A 16,547-nucleotide genomic window follows, 5' to 3' on the forward strand; every position below is an offset into this window, starting at 1 on the left:
TTGCTAACCTCATGGATTGCTTCAGAGACGTCAGTATTGCACACACAACGGACTTGCTCCAGTGTCCAAAGATTATCCATTTCAATCAGTAGTTTGATCTTTAATTCCACTTGTGTAAAAATAAATACTATTTAAGATACATCCGTTAACCTGCATCAACTTTTTGCCATGGGATTATTACTTAATTGGAATTGCAATGATCATTATCGTTCACACAAGCAATAGAAATATCATTGCTCAATTCATCATCATATTCCTGTGCAATATTTTAGATTTCTTTTGGCCATTTACCGGTTGTTTGCTGTAACCAGTTCAATACAGCTCTAGTATAAGATCGATCATTAAGCAATGAAAATAGCGTGTAACATAGTAATAGTAATAATGGGAAAAACTGTAATCCTAATGCTATTGGTAACGCATCGAAAGTAAAAAATAAAATCGAAAAGAATCCAGTAGGAATCGTGAGAGCATACAAATACCGTAATACAACTTTTGCTTTCTTTTTACTCATCCAAAGACAGTGACAAAATAAATAACTTGCACCATCACTATGATTAATCATCCCTTGAATTTTATTACGCGCAAAAACCAAACTCAATTTGTCACCTGTAGCAATAAAAGTTGGGTGCGTAGAATAATAGATAACGGGAATAAAAAAATTAGCCAACGAATAACAATACTCAGTAAAAAATAATCCTGTACGATTAAAATTAAATCTTACTGTTTGCCGTTCGTCATAATAAGACGAACTAACATTATTCGCAATGCCTTCATAAACTGGAAGATCGGTTGGAAGACATAATAAAGCTTTGCGAACCTCAAAAACTGAGCTTTTCATCAAACTCATATCGCCTTTTTTTAATTTAAAAAATTGATTTCGTAAAAAAATTTGTTTAGGCAAGAATAAGTTAACCAAGCGGAATAATGTTGCGAAAAAACACCAACTAATTATACAGAAAGAGAATACAGTAAACATGGCTGCCATAAATTCCAAATTTAACAAGAAACAGGCTAGTGCAACTAACGGAAAAATAAAAGTATAATGATGAGGGATGCAATAATTTAACTTATTTCGGATAGACAAATCCCCTTTAAATGAAACCAACCAATGAAGCCAATAAGTACCATCATCAAGCTGGTGAGAACCTACCTGAATTCTATCACCATTTTTTAATTCATCTAAAATAGTAACGTCACTAAACTGGTGTTCATAAAAATAATATACTTCTTTATTCGTAATAATTCGATAACAACGATTATTTTGATCAGAAAATATATCATATTGACAAAATTTGGAGGTAATAAAATGACAGTTATTTTTCATACTAACGTGCATCTTTCATTTAAAGTTAATTTTAAAAATAATATATTGGGTCGTTTTCAGGTATAATTTTGTTATTTATACATTACTCTTTTTTCATTTCAGAAAAAATCCGTTGATTATTCTACCCATTTATTTTTAAATTAAATAGATAATAAACGCTCAAATAAATCAGACTATACCTTAATTGATGTGCCATCGATTTATTAGAGAGTACTATTAAATAATTTTACTCACAAACCAGTCGATTCCTCATTTTTTCTTATCGTTACCGGTCCATAAACCATAAAGACTCTAGTGACTCCAGAAAGACCACTATACCCTCCTTCTCCTTTACTTAAATAGCAGGCAAGGGCCGTAAGCTCCCAAGCCTCATCCATCGACACAATAATTTTACGTGTATTTAATTGGCTTAGTTTATATTGCTCACCAAAGATTTTTACTTTCTTAGAAAATTCAGCTACTGATTCATTTATTGAAGGATGATCCCACGCCCATAACCAGGTACTATCTTCAGTATTATATGTACCAATTACTTGGACTGGGGCTGTTATAATTAAACCCTTTTCATCGTTGATAAAGGTTATCAGACCTTCGTTTAAATCCACTGACCATGCTGCAGTATCAAGCCCCCATGTATTTATTGCAGCCTGTGTCCGCAACTCCATTTCATTATTTGCTCGCTTAATTGTTAATTCAGGCTCTGAAAAAACTCTCGCTGAATGATGACTTCCCTTTTCTTTATTACAAAAAAACTTTTTAAAAAAATTAATCATTTTATTTACTCTTTCATTTAGCACAAAATAACCTTACAATATTTATTGGTATTTCCATCTATCAAATCGTAATCTTGTAACCGATACCCGTTATATAAATCAACACCTATCAAATTTAATAAATCAATATTAATTGACTCAATAATAAGCAAATTGATTTTATTATCAATTAAATAGTTTAATGTATATTACTCACTTAGTTATCCACTGATTTTGTGGATAACTAAATTGCAAAGTATTATTTATTCCTGATTAATATTAGCAATATGGAAATCACATTCTCATTAACTTGTACTACCAACTACAAGTTAGTTGATAATTCATTAGATAATATTTCAGCTTGTGCAAGCACTTCTTCAGTCGCCAGCAGTGACATATCGGGTGGATAGCCATATCTTTTAAGTAATCTTTTTACCACAACCCTAATTTTAGCTCTTGCCGATTCTTTCTTTGTCCAATCTAAAGTAACATTACTGCGGATCGCTTCAGTTAACACAACAGCCAATTCTCGTAATTTCTCTTTTTGCATCAATTCACGAGCACTCTGATTATCAGCAACGGCCGTGTAAAAGGCATATTCATAAGAGCTAAGATTAAGTTGCTTGGCTAAGCTATCGGACTCTTGAATAGTTTTTGCTAATTTAATTAGCTCATCAATGACTTCGGCAGCGGTCAGCACCTTGTTTTGGTAACCATTTATTGCTGAAGTTAACATATCAATCAATCTTTTACCTTGCGTGATACTTTGATTCATCCTAACCTTAATTTCATCAGCCAATAATTTTTTTAAGGTTTCAAGCGCAATATTTTTATGTTGATAGTTCTTCATTTCCAATAAGAACTCTTCTGACAGAATTGATATATCAGGCTTTTGTATCCCTGCTGCATCAAAAATATCAACCACATTATCGGTCACTAATGCTTCATCAATCGTTTGCTTTACTCGAATCTCTAAACTTTCATTATGACCGTGGGTAGCATCGTTTGAAATCTCAGTGAATTTATTTAAACGAGCTTTAACGGCTTGGAAAAAAGCAATTTCAGGCGTTGCTTCCATCGCTTTATCATGGGGCGTTGCAAGTGCATACGCTTGTGACAAAGCTGCTACCGCAGCAAGAAAACGCGCTTTTCCTTTACCATTATCGAGACCAAGAATATAATCTTCTGCCTCTAAAATAATCGTTAAGCGCTGTGATGTTGTTGCTGTAAAATATGCTTTATAAGCATAACCAGACATCATATCTTCAAGGATTTCGAGCTTTTCCTCCATCAGAGCAACAGCCTCTTCCTGAACCTGAGCCGGTTCGCCACGTCCTCCAGCATCAGAATAAAAAGACAGCGCTTCTTTTAAGTCTGATGCAATACCGAGATAATCGACAATTAAACCACCAATTTTATCTTTATATACCCGGTTTACACGTGCAATGGCCTGCATCAAATTGTGGCCTTTCATCGGCTTATCAATATACATGGTATGCAAACTTGGTGCATCAAACCCCGTTAACCACATATCACGAACAATGACTAATTTCAGCTTATCGTCATCATCTTTCATACGATTTACTAATAATTGACGTTCTTTTTTGGTAGTATGATGTTTGGCAATCTCTGGACCATCAGAGGCCGAGGATGTCATCACAACCTTAATTATTCCATCATTTAAATCATCACTGTGCCACTGCGGTTTAAGTCGGATAATTTCGTTGTAAAGTTCAGCTGCGATTCGACGAGACATGGTAACAACCATTCCTTTACCTGTTCCTGCATTCGATTTTAAGCGTAATTCAAAGTGCTGAACAATATCAACTGCAATCGCTTTAATTCGTTCTCGGCTACCAATCAAGCCTTCAACTCTTGCCCATTTTGAACGTTCTTTTTGGGTTTCAATCAATTCATCTTCATTAAACTCATCATCAAATGCTTGAATCAGCTCTCTACCTTCTTCACTGATGGCAATTTTAGCCAAACGGCTTTCATAAAAAATTCGTACTGTAGCACCGTCTTCAACAGCTTGGGATATATCGTAAATATCAACATAGTTTCCAAAAACAGCGGGCGTATTAACGTCGGTCTTTTCAATGGGAGTACCCGTAAAACCTAAATAGGTCGCATTAGGTAACGCTGATCTGCCCACATTTTAGTGGAGAGTTATTTTCAAATTATTAAATCATTTTTTCTTCAAATTGAACAGGTGATAAATAGTTTAAATATGAATGTTTTCTTACTCGGTTATAGTAAACCTCAATGTACCACAAGAGCATCGATTTAGCTTGTGCCATATTTTCTAGTTTGTGTCGGTAAATCCATTCTGTTTTTAAGGTATGGAAAAAGCTTTCAGCCACCGCATTATCCCAACAGTTACCTTTGCGACTCATACTACACGTTAAGCCATAAGCCGTTAATATAGCTTGGTAATCATCGGAACAATACTGGCCACCACGGTCACTATGAACAATCACTTTACTTGGATAGCCCCGATGAAGCAAAGCCATAGTTAAGGCTTGACAAACTAGCGAGCTTTCCATATGCGTATCCATCGCCCAGCCTATGATTTTACGAGAGTAGAGATCAAGTACAATCGCGAGGTATAACCACTGTCCGTTCACTTTAATATAAGTTATATCGCATACCCAAGCTTGATTAGGTGTGTCCATGGTAAAGTGCCTATCTAAAATATTTTCAGCGACCGGTTTGTTGTGGTTACTGTGCGTTGTTTGTTTATACTTTTTGCGTTGTTTTGCTTTAAGGTGAAGCTTGTGCATTCGTCGACGAACTCGTTCACGTGATAAACAATAGCCTTCCTCCAAAAGTTCGACATGTAAACGCCGATAACCATAGAGATGCCGATGATCTTCAAATAGTGTTTCAATCTTTTTGTCAAGCTGCTGATTAAACACTGTTCTCTGAGACGGTAATCGCTTTAAATAGGCATAGTAACCACTACTTGACACGTCAAATAGATGAAATAAACGACGCTTAGATAGCGTGTTTTGCTTTTTAATAAATTCGTACCTTGCTATTTCAGGCTCGCAAAGTACTGAGCGGCCTTTTTTAGGATATCGATCTCCTTTTTACGTAGCTCAAGCTCTTTTTTCATCGCTTTATTTTGACGCTCAAGTTCGTGATAGTCTGGTTTTTTATTTGATTTTATCGCTTGATGGGTTGGTTTATTCATCGTTTGGTACATCCAATTACAAAATGTTTTGTAATTTATACCTAAATCATTGGCTGTTTGTCGATAAGTTTGTTCGCTATTTAGGGCTAAATTGATCGCTTCTTGTTTAAATTGGGGATCGTATTTTTTAATCATTTGAGACTCCTTTTTTGTTACTAAAAAGTCTCCACTAAACTAGGAGCACATCAAATATTAAGCCATTTAAATTCAGTGTCAACTTTTAAAAAAATAATTTTATAAAAGATGCACCCAAAAATATCGATTTAACACATCGTATTTAATTGCCTAAGTTATGTCTAAAATCCAAAATAAAGAAGGGATCATCAAATTAAAATTTATAATAATAAGTTAATTGACATATCCCCAGTTAAGGTTGCTCATAAGGATAGTATTTACCGACTAAGTCATACTGCTGCTCAATTTTAGTAAGCTCGTCAAGTGACTCGGCTCGTGAAGCTTTATCAATACCTTCTGGCCAGCTAAACTCAGGTGCAAAGCAGTGACATAATCGTCCTAACCAAAAGCGACCACGGATTTTACCTTTGTAATTCATATTCGGCATACCGTTCATATAACACAATAACCAGCGCCACTCGCTGTGATTGATGTAATTAGCATTATTCCATAAGCTAAAATAGTCCATCAGGGTGTCCGTCTGTCGGTCAACTACCGCTGCAAAAAACTCCTGCTGCAAGAAGAAGCCTTTACGTGTCACCATTCCTTCAATATCTTGCCAGTCATACACTTTAATGACCGGCTTATAAAGTTTTACAATTTCCCTTAAGGGAAAATAATAAAGTCGTTTACTTAAGCTCGGTTCATACACATAGACTTTACCGGTTTTGCGGTTAAAGCGCACGGGATACTCTGCCGGCCAAATAACGACTTTTGCTAATTGAGACAAGAATAAACTAAATAGGAATAAAGAAAATATAATTAATCCTAAAGCAAATGCTACATCACTGTATATATAATAAAGATCTATATCTAGAAATAACAATATTCCAATATAAATAGCAAAAAGAGATGCCCCACTTCCAGCTAACCTTACAGCCATCTCTAAAGTACGGTCTATTTGGCTACAGGATCGTCCTATTTCAATAAGCGTATCATTGCCAAAACGGAGGTTAGTTAATTCGTCGTCGTTTTTAACCGGTTTAAATTTTACCAAGTCTTTAGGATAATGCTTATACCCCAATTTAAATTCTGCCATTACTTATTCCTAATCATATTTCAAGATAATCTTCTAATTCAATGGTAAATGCGGTTTCACTGCCTTGTTGCTCTTCAATAAAGCCGAGCACACTTATTTTTGTATCGACACTGTCATCAGCCACATACACTACCGGACAAATAATTAACGAGCCTTGTTCATCCAGTGGATAAGTCACCATTTGATTTGGAGGAGGCCATGGATTAGCTGATTGACTGGCTTGCGTGCTAAAATCAGAATTGCCTAAGTTATGTTTAAAGTCCAAAATAAAGAATGGATCATCAAATTAAAATTTATAATAATAAGTTAATTAACATTTCCCGTGTTAAGGTTGCTCATAAGGGTAGTGTTTACCAATTAAGTCATACTGCTGTTCAATTTTGGATAGCTCTTCAAGCGACTCAGCTCGTGAAGCTTTATCAATACCTTCTGGCCAGCTAAACTCAGGCGCAAAGCAGTGACATAATCGCCCTAACCAAAAGCGACCACGGATTTTACCTTTGTAATTCATATTCGGCATACCGTTCATATAACACAATAACCAGCGCCACTCGCTGTGATTGATGTAATTAGCATTATCCCATAAGCTAAAATAGTCCATCAGGGTGTCAGTTTGCGGGTCGACTACTGCCGCAAAAAACTCCTGCTGCAAGAAGAAGCCTTTACGTGTCACCATTCCTTCAATATCTTGCCAGTCATAGACTTTAATGACCGGCTTATAAAGTTTTACAATTTCCCTTAAGGGAAAATAATAAAGTCGTTTACTTAACCGTGGTTCGTATACATAGACTTTACCTGTTTTACGGTTAAAGCGCACCGGGTAGTCGGCCGGCCAAATAGCATTTTTTATAAAATATTGAGAAATTGATAATAAAACAACATATCCAGAAAGCAATATAAAACAAAAAATTACAACAATCTCCCATTTAGAACTGTATTGAGTCAATGTTGTAAACATATAAAATAATACACCGATAAAAATTAGACCACCGATGCTGAGGCAAAAACCAAATGCCATCTCTAAAGTACGGTCTATTTGACCACTGGTTCGTCCAATTTCAATAAGCGTATCATTGCCAAAGCGGAGGTTAGTTAATTCGTCGTTGTTTTTAACCGGTTTAAATTTTACCAAGTCTTTAGGATAATGCTTATACCCCAATTTAAATTCTGCCATTACTTATTCCTAATCATATTTCAAGATAATCTTCTAATTCAATGGTAAATGAGGTTTCGCTGCCATTTTGCTCTTCAATAAAGCCTAACACACTTATTTTTGTATCAGTATCGCTATCCGCCACATACACCACCGGGCAAATAATTAACGAGCCTTGTTCATCCAGTTGATAAGTCACCATTTGATTTGGAGGGGTGATAGATTAGCTGATTGACTTGCTTGGCTTGTAAAATCAGTCTTCATTTCCAACGTTGAAAGCACGCCCGCTGTATTATCACGGAAGGTAGTTGACTTAAACGTTGTCCCAGTCAAGTTATGACCGATTAAACAATTTTGACTACTCTCCTTTTTATCAACAATGAGTGAACCATAATAGCGAATGTTATCTGATTTATAATTGGGTAAAATTACGTTGAGGTAAATATCGTGTTTAGTATCCCAAAAGGCCAAGCTACTTTGCGATTTTTTAGTTAAAAAGAGTTCATATCCCCGAGAAGCACCGTAAAAACCGTGAATAAGCTTTTTCACGCCATCTTCGGTTAAGGCGTAAGGAGATAAATTGCCATTTAGCTGGTTTAAGCCAAAATAACAACGGTCAAACCAGCGCTCCATGGCATTTAATGAGGTCAGTTCACTCATATAAGTACAAAATACCGATAAGATAATACAAACAACAGATAAGGCAATGCCTATACCGGAACCGCCAAAAGCCATTGATGCAACTAAAAGAGCACCAGAGGCAACTTTCCACCATCCTGACGTTTTAAATCCAGAATTAATCTTCACTACTCCCCAAAATACTTCTTTTGCCCCTTCTAATGCTCCCCATAATTTTGCCATGATATTGAGTGTTTCTGCAAAATTAATCAATGCTCTCATCACCATTTTTTCAGATAATGCCGCGGCTTTACCTGTGAGGGTGACCATTAGTTTATTTTCAACTTGACCGGCCATCTTGGCTAATTTATCAACCGACTCAGCAACAAACTTTAAAGCGTTCATTGTGATGGAAACACTCGCAAATACAAGTCCACTCATCGTTTCATTGCGCTGCTCATCGGTTAAATTGGTCTCTTGCAGTTTTTTGCCGTTATCTATTAATAATTTTACTTGCCATGCTAATAAAAGCAGTTCAAATAGGATTGAAGCGCTGGTTGCTGCATGTGCCCCCCTCAATTTAGGTGGATGAGAATTATCAATCGGTGTATTGCTGAGGTGTGGTGAAGACTCGCTTGCCGTAGTGGATGGCACGTTTTCTTTAAGGACATTTCCCATCTCCTGTGCACCTTCGATCATGGTATTGGCATGAATGGTGACATCAATGTGGTTATTGGTAATTTTAGTTAATAATGTTTTTACGGTTGCAAATCGATTACTGGTGCTGCTTGAAGCATACTTTTGCAAGTAAGCTTTTAGCTCGTTAATACTCTCTTGTGTCCCTTGACCTTTAAATTTCGCTGTAATCAGCCCATCTTTATTGTTAACAACCTCAAAACCGCTAAAATGAGTGCCATGTTTTGTTTTTAGCTGAGTATCGAGCTCATTAAAACGCTCTTCTGGTAGGGTTAGGCTAAACTCTTCGGTAATTAAATGTGGGTTAACTTTTTTTGAGTCAATATTATTCATAACAACATTATCATCAATCACCGTTGCTAGTTTATTGACATCATTGGCCGCTCTATTACCCCGGTTGGTCCGTTTAACATAGTCTTCAATATTTTTAAAACCATCATCATCACAAAATACCGTTAAGGTGATAGTGGTTTTTTTTGTGCCGTCAATTTCTGCTTGTGAGGTGATTGAAATATTTTTATTACCCGCCAACGCGTTGATTTTACCCGTGTTGATATTGAATGTAATTGTTCGACTTTTCGCATTGACATGACCTGTATCTGCTAATACGTTTTGAACACCTTGGGCATTGGTGATTTTTTCTAATTGCTGACCTGCCACGTCAGGGAGGATGGACTGTGATTGCGCTAACGTAATAATCGGATTTCCAAGGCATGTGCTAATTAAAAAATTAGTGAGCTCACTGCTTTTATCGGCTAGCGACTTAATATCACTCTCTTTCCAAAAAGAGGGGTTCTTTCCCGCAATCACTTTATGAAAGTAAGTTTCATCACTCGATAAGAGTTCATCCCATAATCCCATATCATAATAACTGCTACCTTGTGTCCTGAATATTTGAATTGCATCGCCTAATATATCATTATGGGTGCCCTGATTATGGTAGTTGAACTCTCGCTCCCAAAATCTAACGGTATTAAAACGCGATATTTTTTGTTCAGGAAAAGTGATTTCTTTCTTGTTTTCAAGTTGCTGTTTTCTACCCGTAAAAAATTCAGAAGCAGGTAATTTATCACAAAATAACCAGCGGCAATAAAGGGTGTAATCTCGACCATTATTCTTTTTAATTTGCTCATACCGTTTTACTACCTCTGCAAAACGATGATATTCTTCCTGTTTTAATTGATCATTCAACTTTCCCCAGTATAGGTCAAAATCGTAATGAGCTTTTTCAGATTGAGACAAACTTATCGTCGTACTACCCGTTTGGTCAAATGTTCCCACAGTTCCGCCGTACTGCCATTTATCATCATTAAATAGTAGCTGAAAATTATCTAACCATGTAAAAGAGACAAGTCCTTCCTTGCTATTCTCATCAAAAGACTGTCTAACACCGATTTTATACTGCTCAATTAAATCATAATTTAATTTTTTATACTGACCTTCTGGCGTATGAAGCTCGTGATATTCATAAGGAATATCACTTTTTTTGTCATCAATTTTATCGTGTAATTTAAAGTCACCGGTATAATTGACCTCGGCAAGGCGTTGAAAGTTTAAATCCTCAGCCATCCCTAATGCATCTTCTAAAATAATCGCCCCAACCGTTTTTTTGTATTGATATTTGCGGGCATTGATAAAATGAGTAAAAGGAACTCGCTGTTCACTTTTATCTTGATAATTAGGTAAATAGCGTAATTTACCGCAAATATTGGGCGTAAACTCTAAAACATTACCTAAAATAAATTCGCTTGATAAATCGATGCCTCGCGAATGCCCATCAGGTGCTTGAATAAATGATTTTAAATCGATTTGACTAAACCGAGCTAAATCTTGACTATTTTTATAATAATCACGCGTTTCTTTATTCCACGGATAACGACTATAAGCAATCCATAAAAAGGGCTTATCATTTAATTCGTCGTTGCTAATATCAACCGAGATAAATGAAGCAGGGACATAATGATTATCGGCTAGACATCTAACTGGAAACGGAGCCCGGTCATCAACTTCAAGGTCTTCTGGTGCTTTTTCCCTTAATATCCCCCCCTCTAAAACCTCATAATAACGGATGTACTCTTTTTTGTTAGCGGTTCCAGCAAGAATGTAAACATAGCCTTCCCGTAACACTCTTAAAACCTCATTATGGTCTTGTAACGGTTCTTTTGGCTCCCGGTCATCCAGAGAAAGCTGAGACGATTTCAAAAGCGAAAAGAGCGGTGAATAAGGAGAAGCCCACGCTTTATTTACCGCTGACTTTCTTAACAGTAAAATCGGATATCCTTCTCGTTCGCAGGCATGCCCATTGTCTGTTAATGATGCAATTGCCGACACGCTAGAGGTGTCAACGCGCTGTGTATTTTCAGTAACCATCGTTTTACCTATTCAAATTGATTTATCAATCGAGTGATACTAATTATTATTTTGTTTTATACTTACCCAAATATCATTGTCTAATTGTACTAAACGTCTTTTTAGTGAGCCCGGAGCTAAAATTGCGGCTGAAATATGCGGTGAAATCGATTCGATACTGATTAAATCGACCTGATAAATCAGGCAGTAAAGCGCATAGACTAATCTATCTTCAAGGTTGGTGAGACCACTACTTTTAGCCTCAAGCAGTTTTTTAGCTGATAAAAATAACGCATTAGGTGGCAAGGTTTGAGTATTATCTTGCCACATTTTAACTAAGCCGAAAGTGGCTTTTGCCTCCTCTTGATACGGCAACGCATTCTGTAAAAATACCTGACTATACGAGAGAAAGTCATCCATTGGTAAATTATTGGCGGGATTAATTTCAATGAGTTGACCATAATAATTGATATAGGTATAACGATGAATAAAATTAAATAATCCTGATAATAAAGGCTCAACCGAGAGGCTTTCTTTTAATAATTGCAGTCGAATATGTTCATAAAAAGGGAAAAAAGACGGCTTTTCAGGGGCCATTAAGCGCCCTAGCATTAAACCTAAATCAATGATTTTTTCAGCAAGATGTTGAATGTCCAGTTCACTACTTATCCACGCACAAATATAATGTTTGTAATGAGAGCGCTCTTTTTCAGCTCGCGTTATCATGAAATCCAATAACTCGGGCTCTATCGTTTCTCCGGGTTTTGCCAGTAAAATCAAATGAGGGCAAAGTGTCGGTTCGTAGGATAAATCAGGACGTAAGATAGCGTTAAATTCATCGTCAGGAAAGACATCGTTAATATTTGCAAGCGCGAGGGGCTCGTCAAGTCTAACTGATTTTAACGGATCGACGAGTAAATAACGGTAGCTGGTGGCTTGGTCTTTGAGTAAAGTGTTCAATAATTGATGCGTTGACAAAACAGATCCCTCAACGAATTCAGTAATCATTATTATTTATGCTTTTTAGTTTATCTATTTGATTGTTATAATGCAAATAACATTATCATATTAATCCATTTAAGTTGGCCATTATAGAATTAATTATTGCGGTGAATTGTATTATCGATCTGCACTATAAAGTAATGAAATATGCAAAGTTATAAGCTAACTATAAATATTCAATTTTAAAGCTCACCCGGTGGGCTTTATTTTTATAACAATGATAAATAGAAAAACTCAGCCGCCATTTTACCGTGCTGAATAAAATTAAACAAATAAACTAGATTTATTTTATAAGATAAGGCTTTGATATATTTTAGGATTAATGGTGGCCCCTACTGGACTTGAACCAGTGACCAATCGATTATGAGTCGACTGCTCTGACCAACTGAGCTAAGGGGCCTAAATTGGATTATCTTAAGATAAGGGCTGCGATTATAATAAACTAAATCAGTTTTTGCCAGATTTTATTGCTAAATTATGATTAGGTTGATTAAAAGTTCGACTATTTTAAGTTAAAAATGAAAAATAGTTGAGATTAAATCTCGAATTGATTCTTTTTAGCCAATTAAATTGTTACAATAATAAAACACATATGAGTTATATTTATCCTAAAGGAAACGATGATATGTCAATGAAAAAAACACTTTTAGTCGTTGCAGTAGCTGCAACTGCAATACTACTTAATGGCTGTAGTTCATCTAAGTACCAACTAACTCAAGCAGGACAACATGTTCAATTTGTTGACTTAAAACCTACCGACAATTGTCAATATGTTGGTAAAGCAGAGGGCCGTCGTAGTACCTTTTTCTCTGGGAATAAAACCCATAGCGAATTAATCAGAGAAGCAGCCGTTGACCTATTAAATAATGCAGCTGCAATGGGCGGTAATACTATTTATGATGCTCAAGATGTCACAATGAAATACGTGTCAGATCTAGCGCCTACTGATGCAGTAATGGAAGGACAAGTTTATAACTGCTCAACAAAATAATTTTTCATCACTAAATGACTCCTGACATAATGCTGTCAGGAGGTATCGTTTATACTCTTTTTGTCATTTAAACAAAACAGAAGAGGAAAACGATGAAATTTACTACCCCATTAGCTTGGTTTGAAATTGTCACACAAGATTTTGATCGTGCAATTAGTTTTTATCAATCAGCATTCAATATTGAGTTTACTCGTTGTGATAACGAGCATATGAAAATGGCTATTTTCCCCTATGAGAAGGAACAAGTAGGTGGAGCGCTAGTTTATAGTCCATGTTATAAAGATCATAAACCTGGCGCCAGTACAACGATTATTTATCTTAATACGGCATCAGTCACTAAACAGCTCGAAATAATTAATAATCTTGGTGCCAAAACTATTTTTCCAATCACTAGTATTGGTGAAAATGGTTATATCGCTGGTTTTGAAGATAGTGAAGGTAACCAAGTAGGATTATGGTCACAAAACCCTTAATATCTAAAAAGGCTCACAAAAATGGAAAACACCGCATTACTCATTATTGATGTTCAACAGGGGCTATTTGGCCCCACTCCAATGCCCTATAATGCATTAACAGTAGTGAATAATATTAATATCCTAATTGCTAAGGCTAGAACTAAAAATATTCCCATCATTTTTATTCAACATGAAGATGCACAGGAATTACGCTATTTATCGGATAATTGGCAACTCTATTCACTCATCAACGCTTCATCTAATGATTATGTTGTCCGCAAAACAACGCCAGACTCTTTTAATCATACTGAGTTATCAAAAATAATGCAAAAATTGAATATAACTCATTGCGTAATTTGTGGATACGCGACTGAATTTTGTATTGATACTTCTACCAGACAAGCCGCTGTATTAAACTATGCAGTAACACTAGTTAATGATGCGCATACTACGCATGATAAAAACCATTTAGACGCAGCAAAAATAATCCAGCATCACACAATATCACTGAGTAGCATGACAAGTTTTAGTGTACCTATTATAGCTAAGCCCACTCAAGACATTGAGTTTTAAATATGCGCAGAGCCGATCGACTTTTTCAAATTATTCAGTTTTTACGGACACGTCAATTAACCACAGCGAGTTGGTTAGCCGAAAAATTAGAAGTTTCAGAACGTACTATTTATCGTGATATGCAGGATTTAATCAGTTCTGGCGTACCTATTGATAGCGAAGCCGGTATTGGTTATATACTACATAAAGATTATGATTTACCACCAATAATGTTTGATATGGATGAGTTAACAAGTTTAGTCATTGGTGCTCATATGGCCATATCTTTGGGAGGAAAGACCCAAATCAATGCTGAAAAAGCATTATCTAAATTACATAGTGCTATGCCACATAAACAACAGCGTCAAATAGAAAAAATTCAAATATATACGCCAAGTTTTGAAAGAATACAATATGGCACCATGATCGACTCACTCAACCAAGCGATATGTCAAAAAATCATCGTTACTGTCGACTATCAAAAACCACAAGATAACAGCTCACAACAAAGATCCATTTATCCTCTTGGTATCTTTTTTTGGGGAGATAAATGGACCATGGTCGGTCGGTGTTTACTGAGAGATAAGTTCCGCCACTTCCGATTAGATCGAATAAAACATTATCAGTTAACAGATCAATGTTTTACCTTAAACCAAGAACAGACCTTGCAAAAATTTTTTTCACAGATAATATCTGTGTAATTAATATCTTTTATACTTCGAAGGGATTTTTATTTACTTCTTTTCATATTAAAAAAATAGGGTTAAAATTTTATTAAATTAATCATAAAAGTAAATTCAACATGAATAACACCGAATATGCTAAGTTAAAAAAGAGAGCTATTTTTTTACGAAAAATTCAAGCTATGCAAGAACGAGCCCCGTTTATTGCGTTATTTTTTGCTGCAATTATAGGTATGTTAACTGGCGTTGTTGGTGTTGCATTCCAATATGCTGTCAACTGGATTTCCAATGCCCGTACTAGTTTTAGTTTAACTCTTTTCTCTTCTTTTTATTTAAATATTATCGTATCGGTAATTTTATCAGCCTTAATGGCCACCTTTGCCTATTTTATCGTTAAACGTTATGCGCCTGAGTCTGGAGGTTCTGGTATTCCAGAAATAGAAGGGGCTTTAGAAAATAAACGCCCAGTTCGTTGGAAACGTGTCCTACCCGTTAAATTCGTCAGTGGCTTAGGCGCACTGGGATCTGGCATGATACTTGGTCGAGAAGGTCCAACCGTACAAATCGGTGGTAATATTGGTAAAATGATGTTTGATATTTTTCGGCTGAAAAAAGAAGATTACAAACATGCATTCATTTCGACAGGGGCTGCAGCCGGAATTACCGTTGCTTTTAATGCACCTTTAGCCGGTATTATTTTCATCATTGAAGAGATGAGAGCACAATTTCGTTTCAGCGCAACATCAATTAAAGCAGTTGGTGTTGGTGTTATAATGTCCTGCCTGATGTATCAAATATTGATGAGTCCTAATCCGCTATTCAATATTGGTACCTTTCATGCAGCACCGATAAAATCATTATGGATTTATGTCGTGTTTGGCATCATTCTAGGTATAGCTGGCGTTCTATTTAACCAAAGCATTTTAATTAGCCAAACTTACTTCCAAAAATTCTATGCTAAAGGTAAATATTATTTTATCTTTACTGGTACAGCTATTGGTGCACTATTCGGTATATTAACACTGGTCATGCCAGAAATAGCGAACAGCGGTTTTGGATTTGTCCCGCCTGCTGTTTCAGGCCATTATCTCTTTAATACCTTATGTTATATATTCATTTTGCGCTTTATTTTAACCGTAATGTGTTTTAGTTCAGGCGCCCCTGGGGGAATTTTTTCACCAACACTCGCTTTAGGTACAGCATGTGGTGTCATTTTTGCAATGGTAATGCAAAATTTACTTCCTGAATATCAAATTGAACTTGGTGCCTGTGCGATTATTGGCATGACAGGCTTATTTGCATCAACAATCAAAGCACCCTTAACGGGAATCGTATTAGTTATTGAAATGACAAATAACTATCAATTGATTATTCCTATGATTATTACGTGTATTGCTTCGACCTTTGTATCACAACTATTTCGTGGTCAACCACTTTATACAGCTATATTAGCAAGAACACTAAAAAAACAACAAAACTCATAATAACATTACATAAATTTAATTGGTGTATGCTATTTTTATTGTATTATAGTTAACAAGTTATATAACAATAAATATGAGA

General features: G+C 35.8%; 16 protein-coding genes and 1 tRNA gene. 5 read left to right on the top strand and 12 right to left on the bottom strand.

Features of this window, described 5'->3' with window-relative positions:
• Positions 1–268: 268 nt before the first annotated feature.
• From RHO11_04900 to RHO11_04955, 12 genes are all read right to left on the bottom strand, one after another.
• Entirely contained in the window at positions 269–1,324 is a 1,056-nt protein-coding gene (locus RHO11_04900) for a hypothetical protein (protein ID WVD62461.1), read from the bottom strand.
• Positions 1,325–1,554: 230 nt separating this feature from the next.
• Positions 1,555–2,097 (bottom strand): hypothetical protein, encoded by a 543-nt coding sequence (locus tag RHO11_04905; protein ID WVD62462.1) that lies wholly within the window; start codon positions 2,095–2,097, stop codon positions 1,555–1,557.
• 301 nt (positions 2,098–2,398) lie between these two features.
• Positions 2,399–4,231, bottom strand: coding sequence for a DUF3387 domain-containing protein (locus RHO11_04910; protein ID WVD62463.1), 1,833 nt, complete (start codon positions 4,229–4,231; stop codon positions 2,399–2,401).
• 28 nt (positions 4,232–4,259) lie between these two features.
• The gene (locus RHO11_04915; GenBank protein ID WVD62853.1) at positions 4,260–5,117 is read right to left on the bottom strand and encodes an IS3 family transposase; all 858 of its coding nucleotides are present in this window, start codon (positions 5,115–5,117) and stop codon (positions 4,260–4,262) included.
• Positions 5,114–5,407, bottom strand: coding sequence for a transposase (locus tag RHO11_04920; protein ID WVD62464.1), 294 nt, complete (start codon positions 5,405–5,407; stop codon positions 5,114–5,116). Before RHO11_04920 ends, RHO11_04915 begins: the two co-directional genes overlap by 4 nt.
• Before the next feature lie 232 nt (positions 5,408–5,639).
• A complete protein-coding gene (locus RHO11_04925) occupies positions 5,640–6,485 on the bottom strand; it encodes a hypothetical protein (protein ID WVD62465.1) in 846 nt (281 codons plus the stop codon).
• Positions 6,486–6,498: 13 nt separating this feature from the next.
• A complete protein-coding gene (locus RHO11_04930) occupies positions 6,499–6,750 on the bottom strand; it encodes a hypothetical protein (GenBank protein ID WVD62466.1) in 252 nt (83 codons plus the stop codon).
• Between the two features lie 60 nt (positions 6,751–6,810).
• Positions 6,811–7,659 carry a hypothetical protein gene (locus tag RHO11_04935; GenBank protein WVD62467.1) on the bottom strand — a complete coding sequence of 283 codons (849 nt, stop codon included), beginning with the start codon at positions 7,657–7,659 and terminating at the stop codon, positions 6,811–6,813.
• Positions 7,660–7,672: 13 nt separating this feature from the next.
• The gene (locus tag RHO11_04940) at positions 7,673–7,840 is read right to left on the bottom strand and encodes a hypothetical protein (GenBank protein ID WVD62468.1); all 168 of its coding nucleotides are present in this window, start codon (positions 7,838–7,840) and stop codon (positions 7,673–7,675) included.
• Positions 7,834–11,322 (bottom strand): hypothetical protein, encoded by a 3,489-nt coding sequence (locus RHO11_04945; protein WVD62469.1) that lies wholly within the window; start codon positions 11,320–11,322, stop codon positions 7,834–7,836. Before RHO11_04945 ends, RHO11_04940 begins: the two co-directional genes overlap by 7 nt.
• A gap of 39 nt (positions 11,323–11,361) precedes the next feature.
• Positions 11,362–12,309 carry a hypothetical protein gene (locus tag RHO11_04950; protein ID WVD62470.1) on the bottom strand — a complete coding sequence of 316 codons (948 nt, stop codon included), beginning with the start codon at positions 12,307–12,309 and terminating at the stop codon, positions 11,362–11,364.
• A gap of 317 nt (positions 12,310–12,626) precedes the next feature.
• Positions 12,627–12,703, bottom strand: a tRNA-Ile gene (locus RHO11_04955).
• A gap of 225 nt (positions 12,704–12,928) precedes the next feature.
• Between RHO11_04955 and RHO11_04960 the strand changes: the two genes are divergently transcribed.
• The 5 genes from RHO11_04960 (at position 12,929) to clcA (ending at position 16,468) form a co-directional block, all read left to right on the top strand.
• Entirely contained in the window at positions 12,929–13,294 is a 366-nt protein-coding gene (locus tag RHO11_04960; protein WVD62471.1) for a DUF4156 domain-containing protein, read from the top strand.
• A gap of 92 nt (positions 13,295–13,386) precedes the next feature.
• Complete coding sequence (locus RHO11_04965) at positions 13,387–13,767, top strand: VOC family protein (protein WVD62472.1); 381 nt, start codon at positions 13,387–13,389, stop codon at positions 13,765–13,767.
• 21 nt (positions 13,768–13,788) lie between these two features.
• Positions 13,789–14,322, top strand: coding sequence for a cysteine hydrolase family protein (locus tag RHO11_04970; GenBank protein ID WVD62473.1), 534 nt, complete (start codon positions 13,789–13,791; stop codon positions 14,320–14,322).
• Positions 14,323–14,324: 2 nt separating this feature from the next.
• A complete protein-coding gene (locus RHO11_04975) occupies positions 14,325–15,002 on the top strand; it encodes a YafY family protein (protein WVD62474.1) in 678 nt (225 codons plus the stop codon).
• Positions 15,003–15,103: 101 nt separating this feature from the next.
• On the top strand, positions 15,104–16,468 hold the full coding sequence (gene clcA, locus RHO11_04980; protein ID WVD62475.1) for a H(+)/Cl(-) exchange transporter ClcA: 1,365 nt from the start codon (positions 15,104–15,106) through the stop codon (positions 16,466–16,468).
• Positions 16,469–16,547 lie beyond the last annotated feature (79 nt).

The organism is Orbaceae bacterium BiB (assembly GCA_036251205.1).
In the GTDB taxonomy this organism is placed as follows: domain Bacteria; phylum Pseudomonadota; class Gammaproteobacteria; order Enterobacterales; family Orbaceae; genus Orbus; species Orbus mooreae.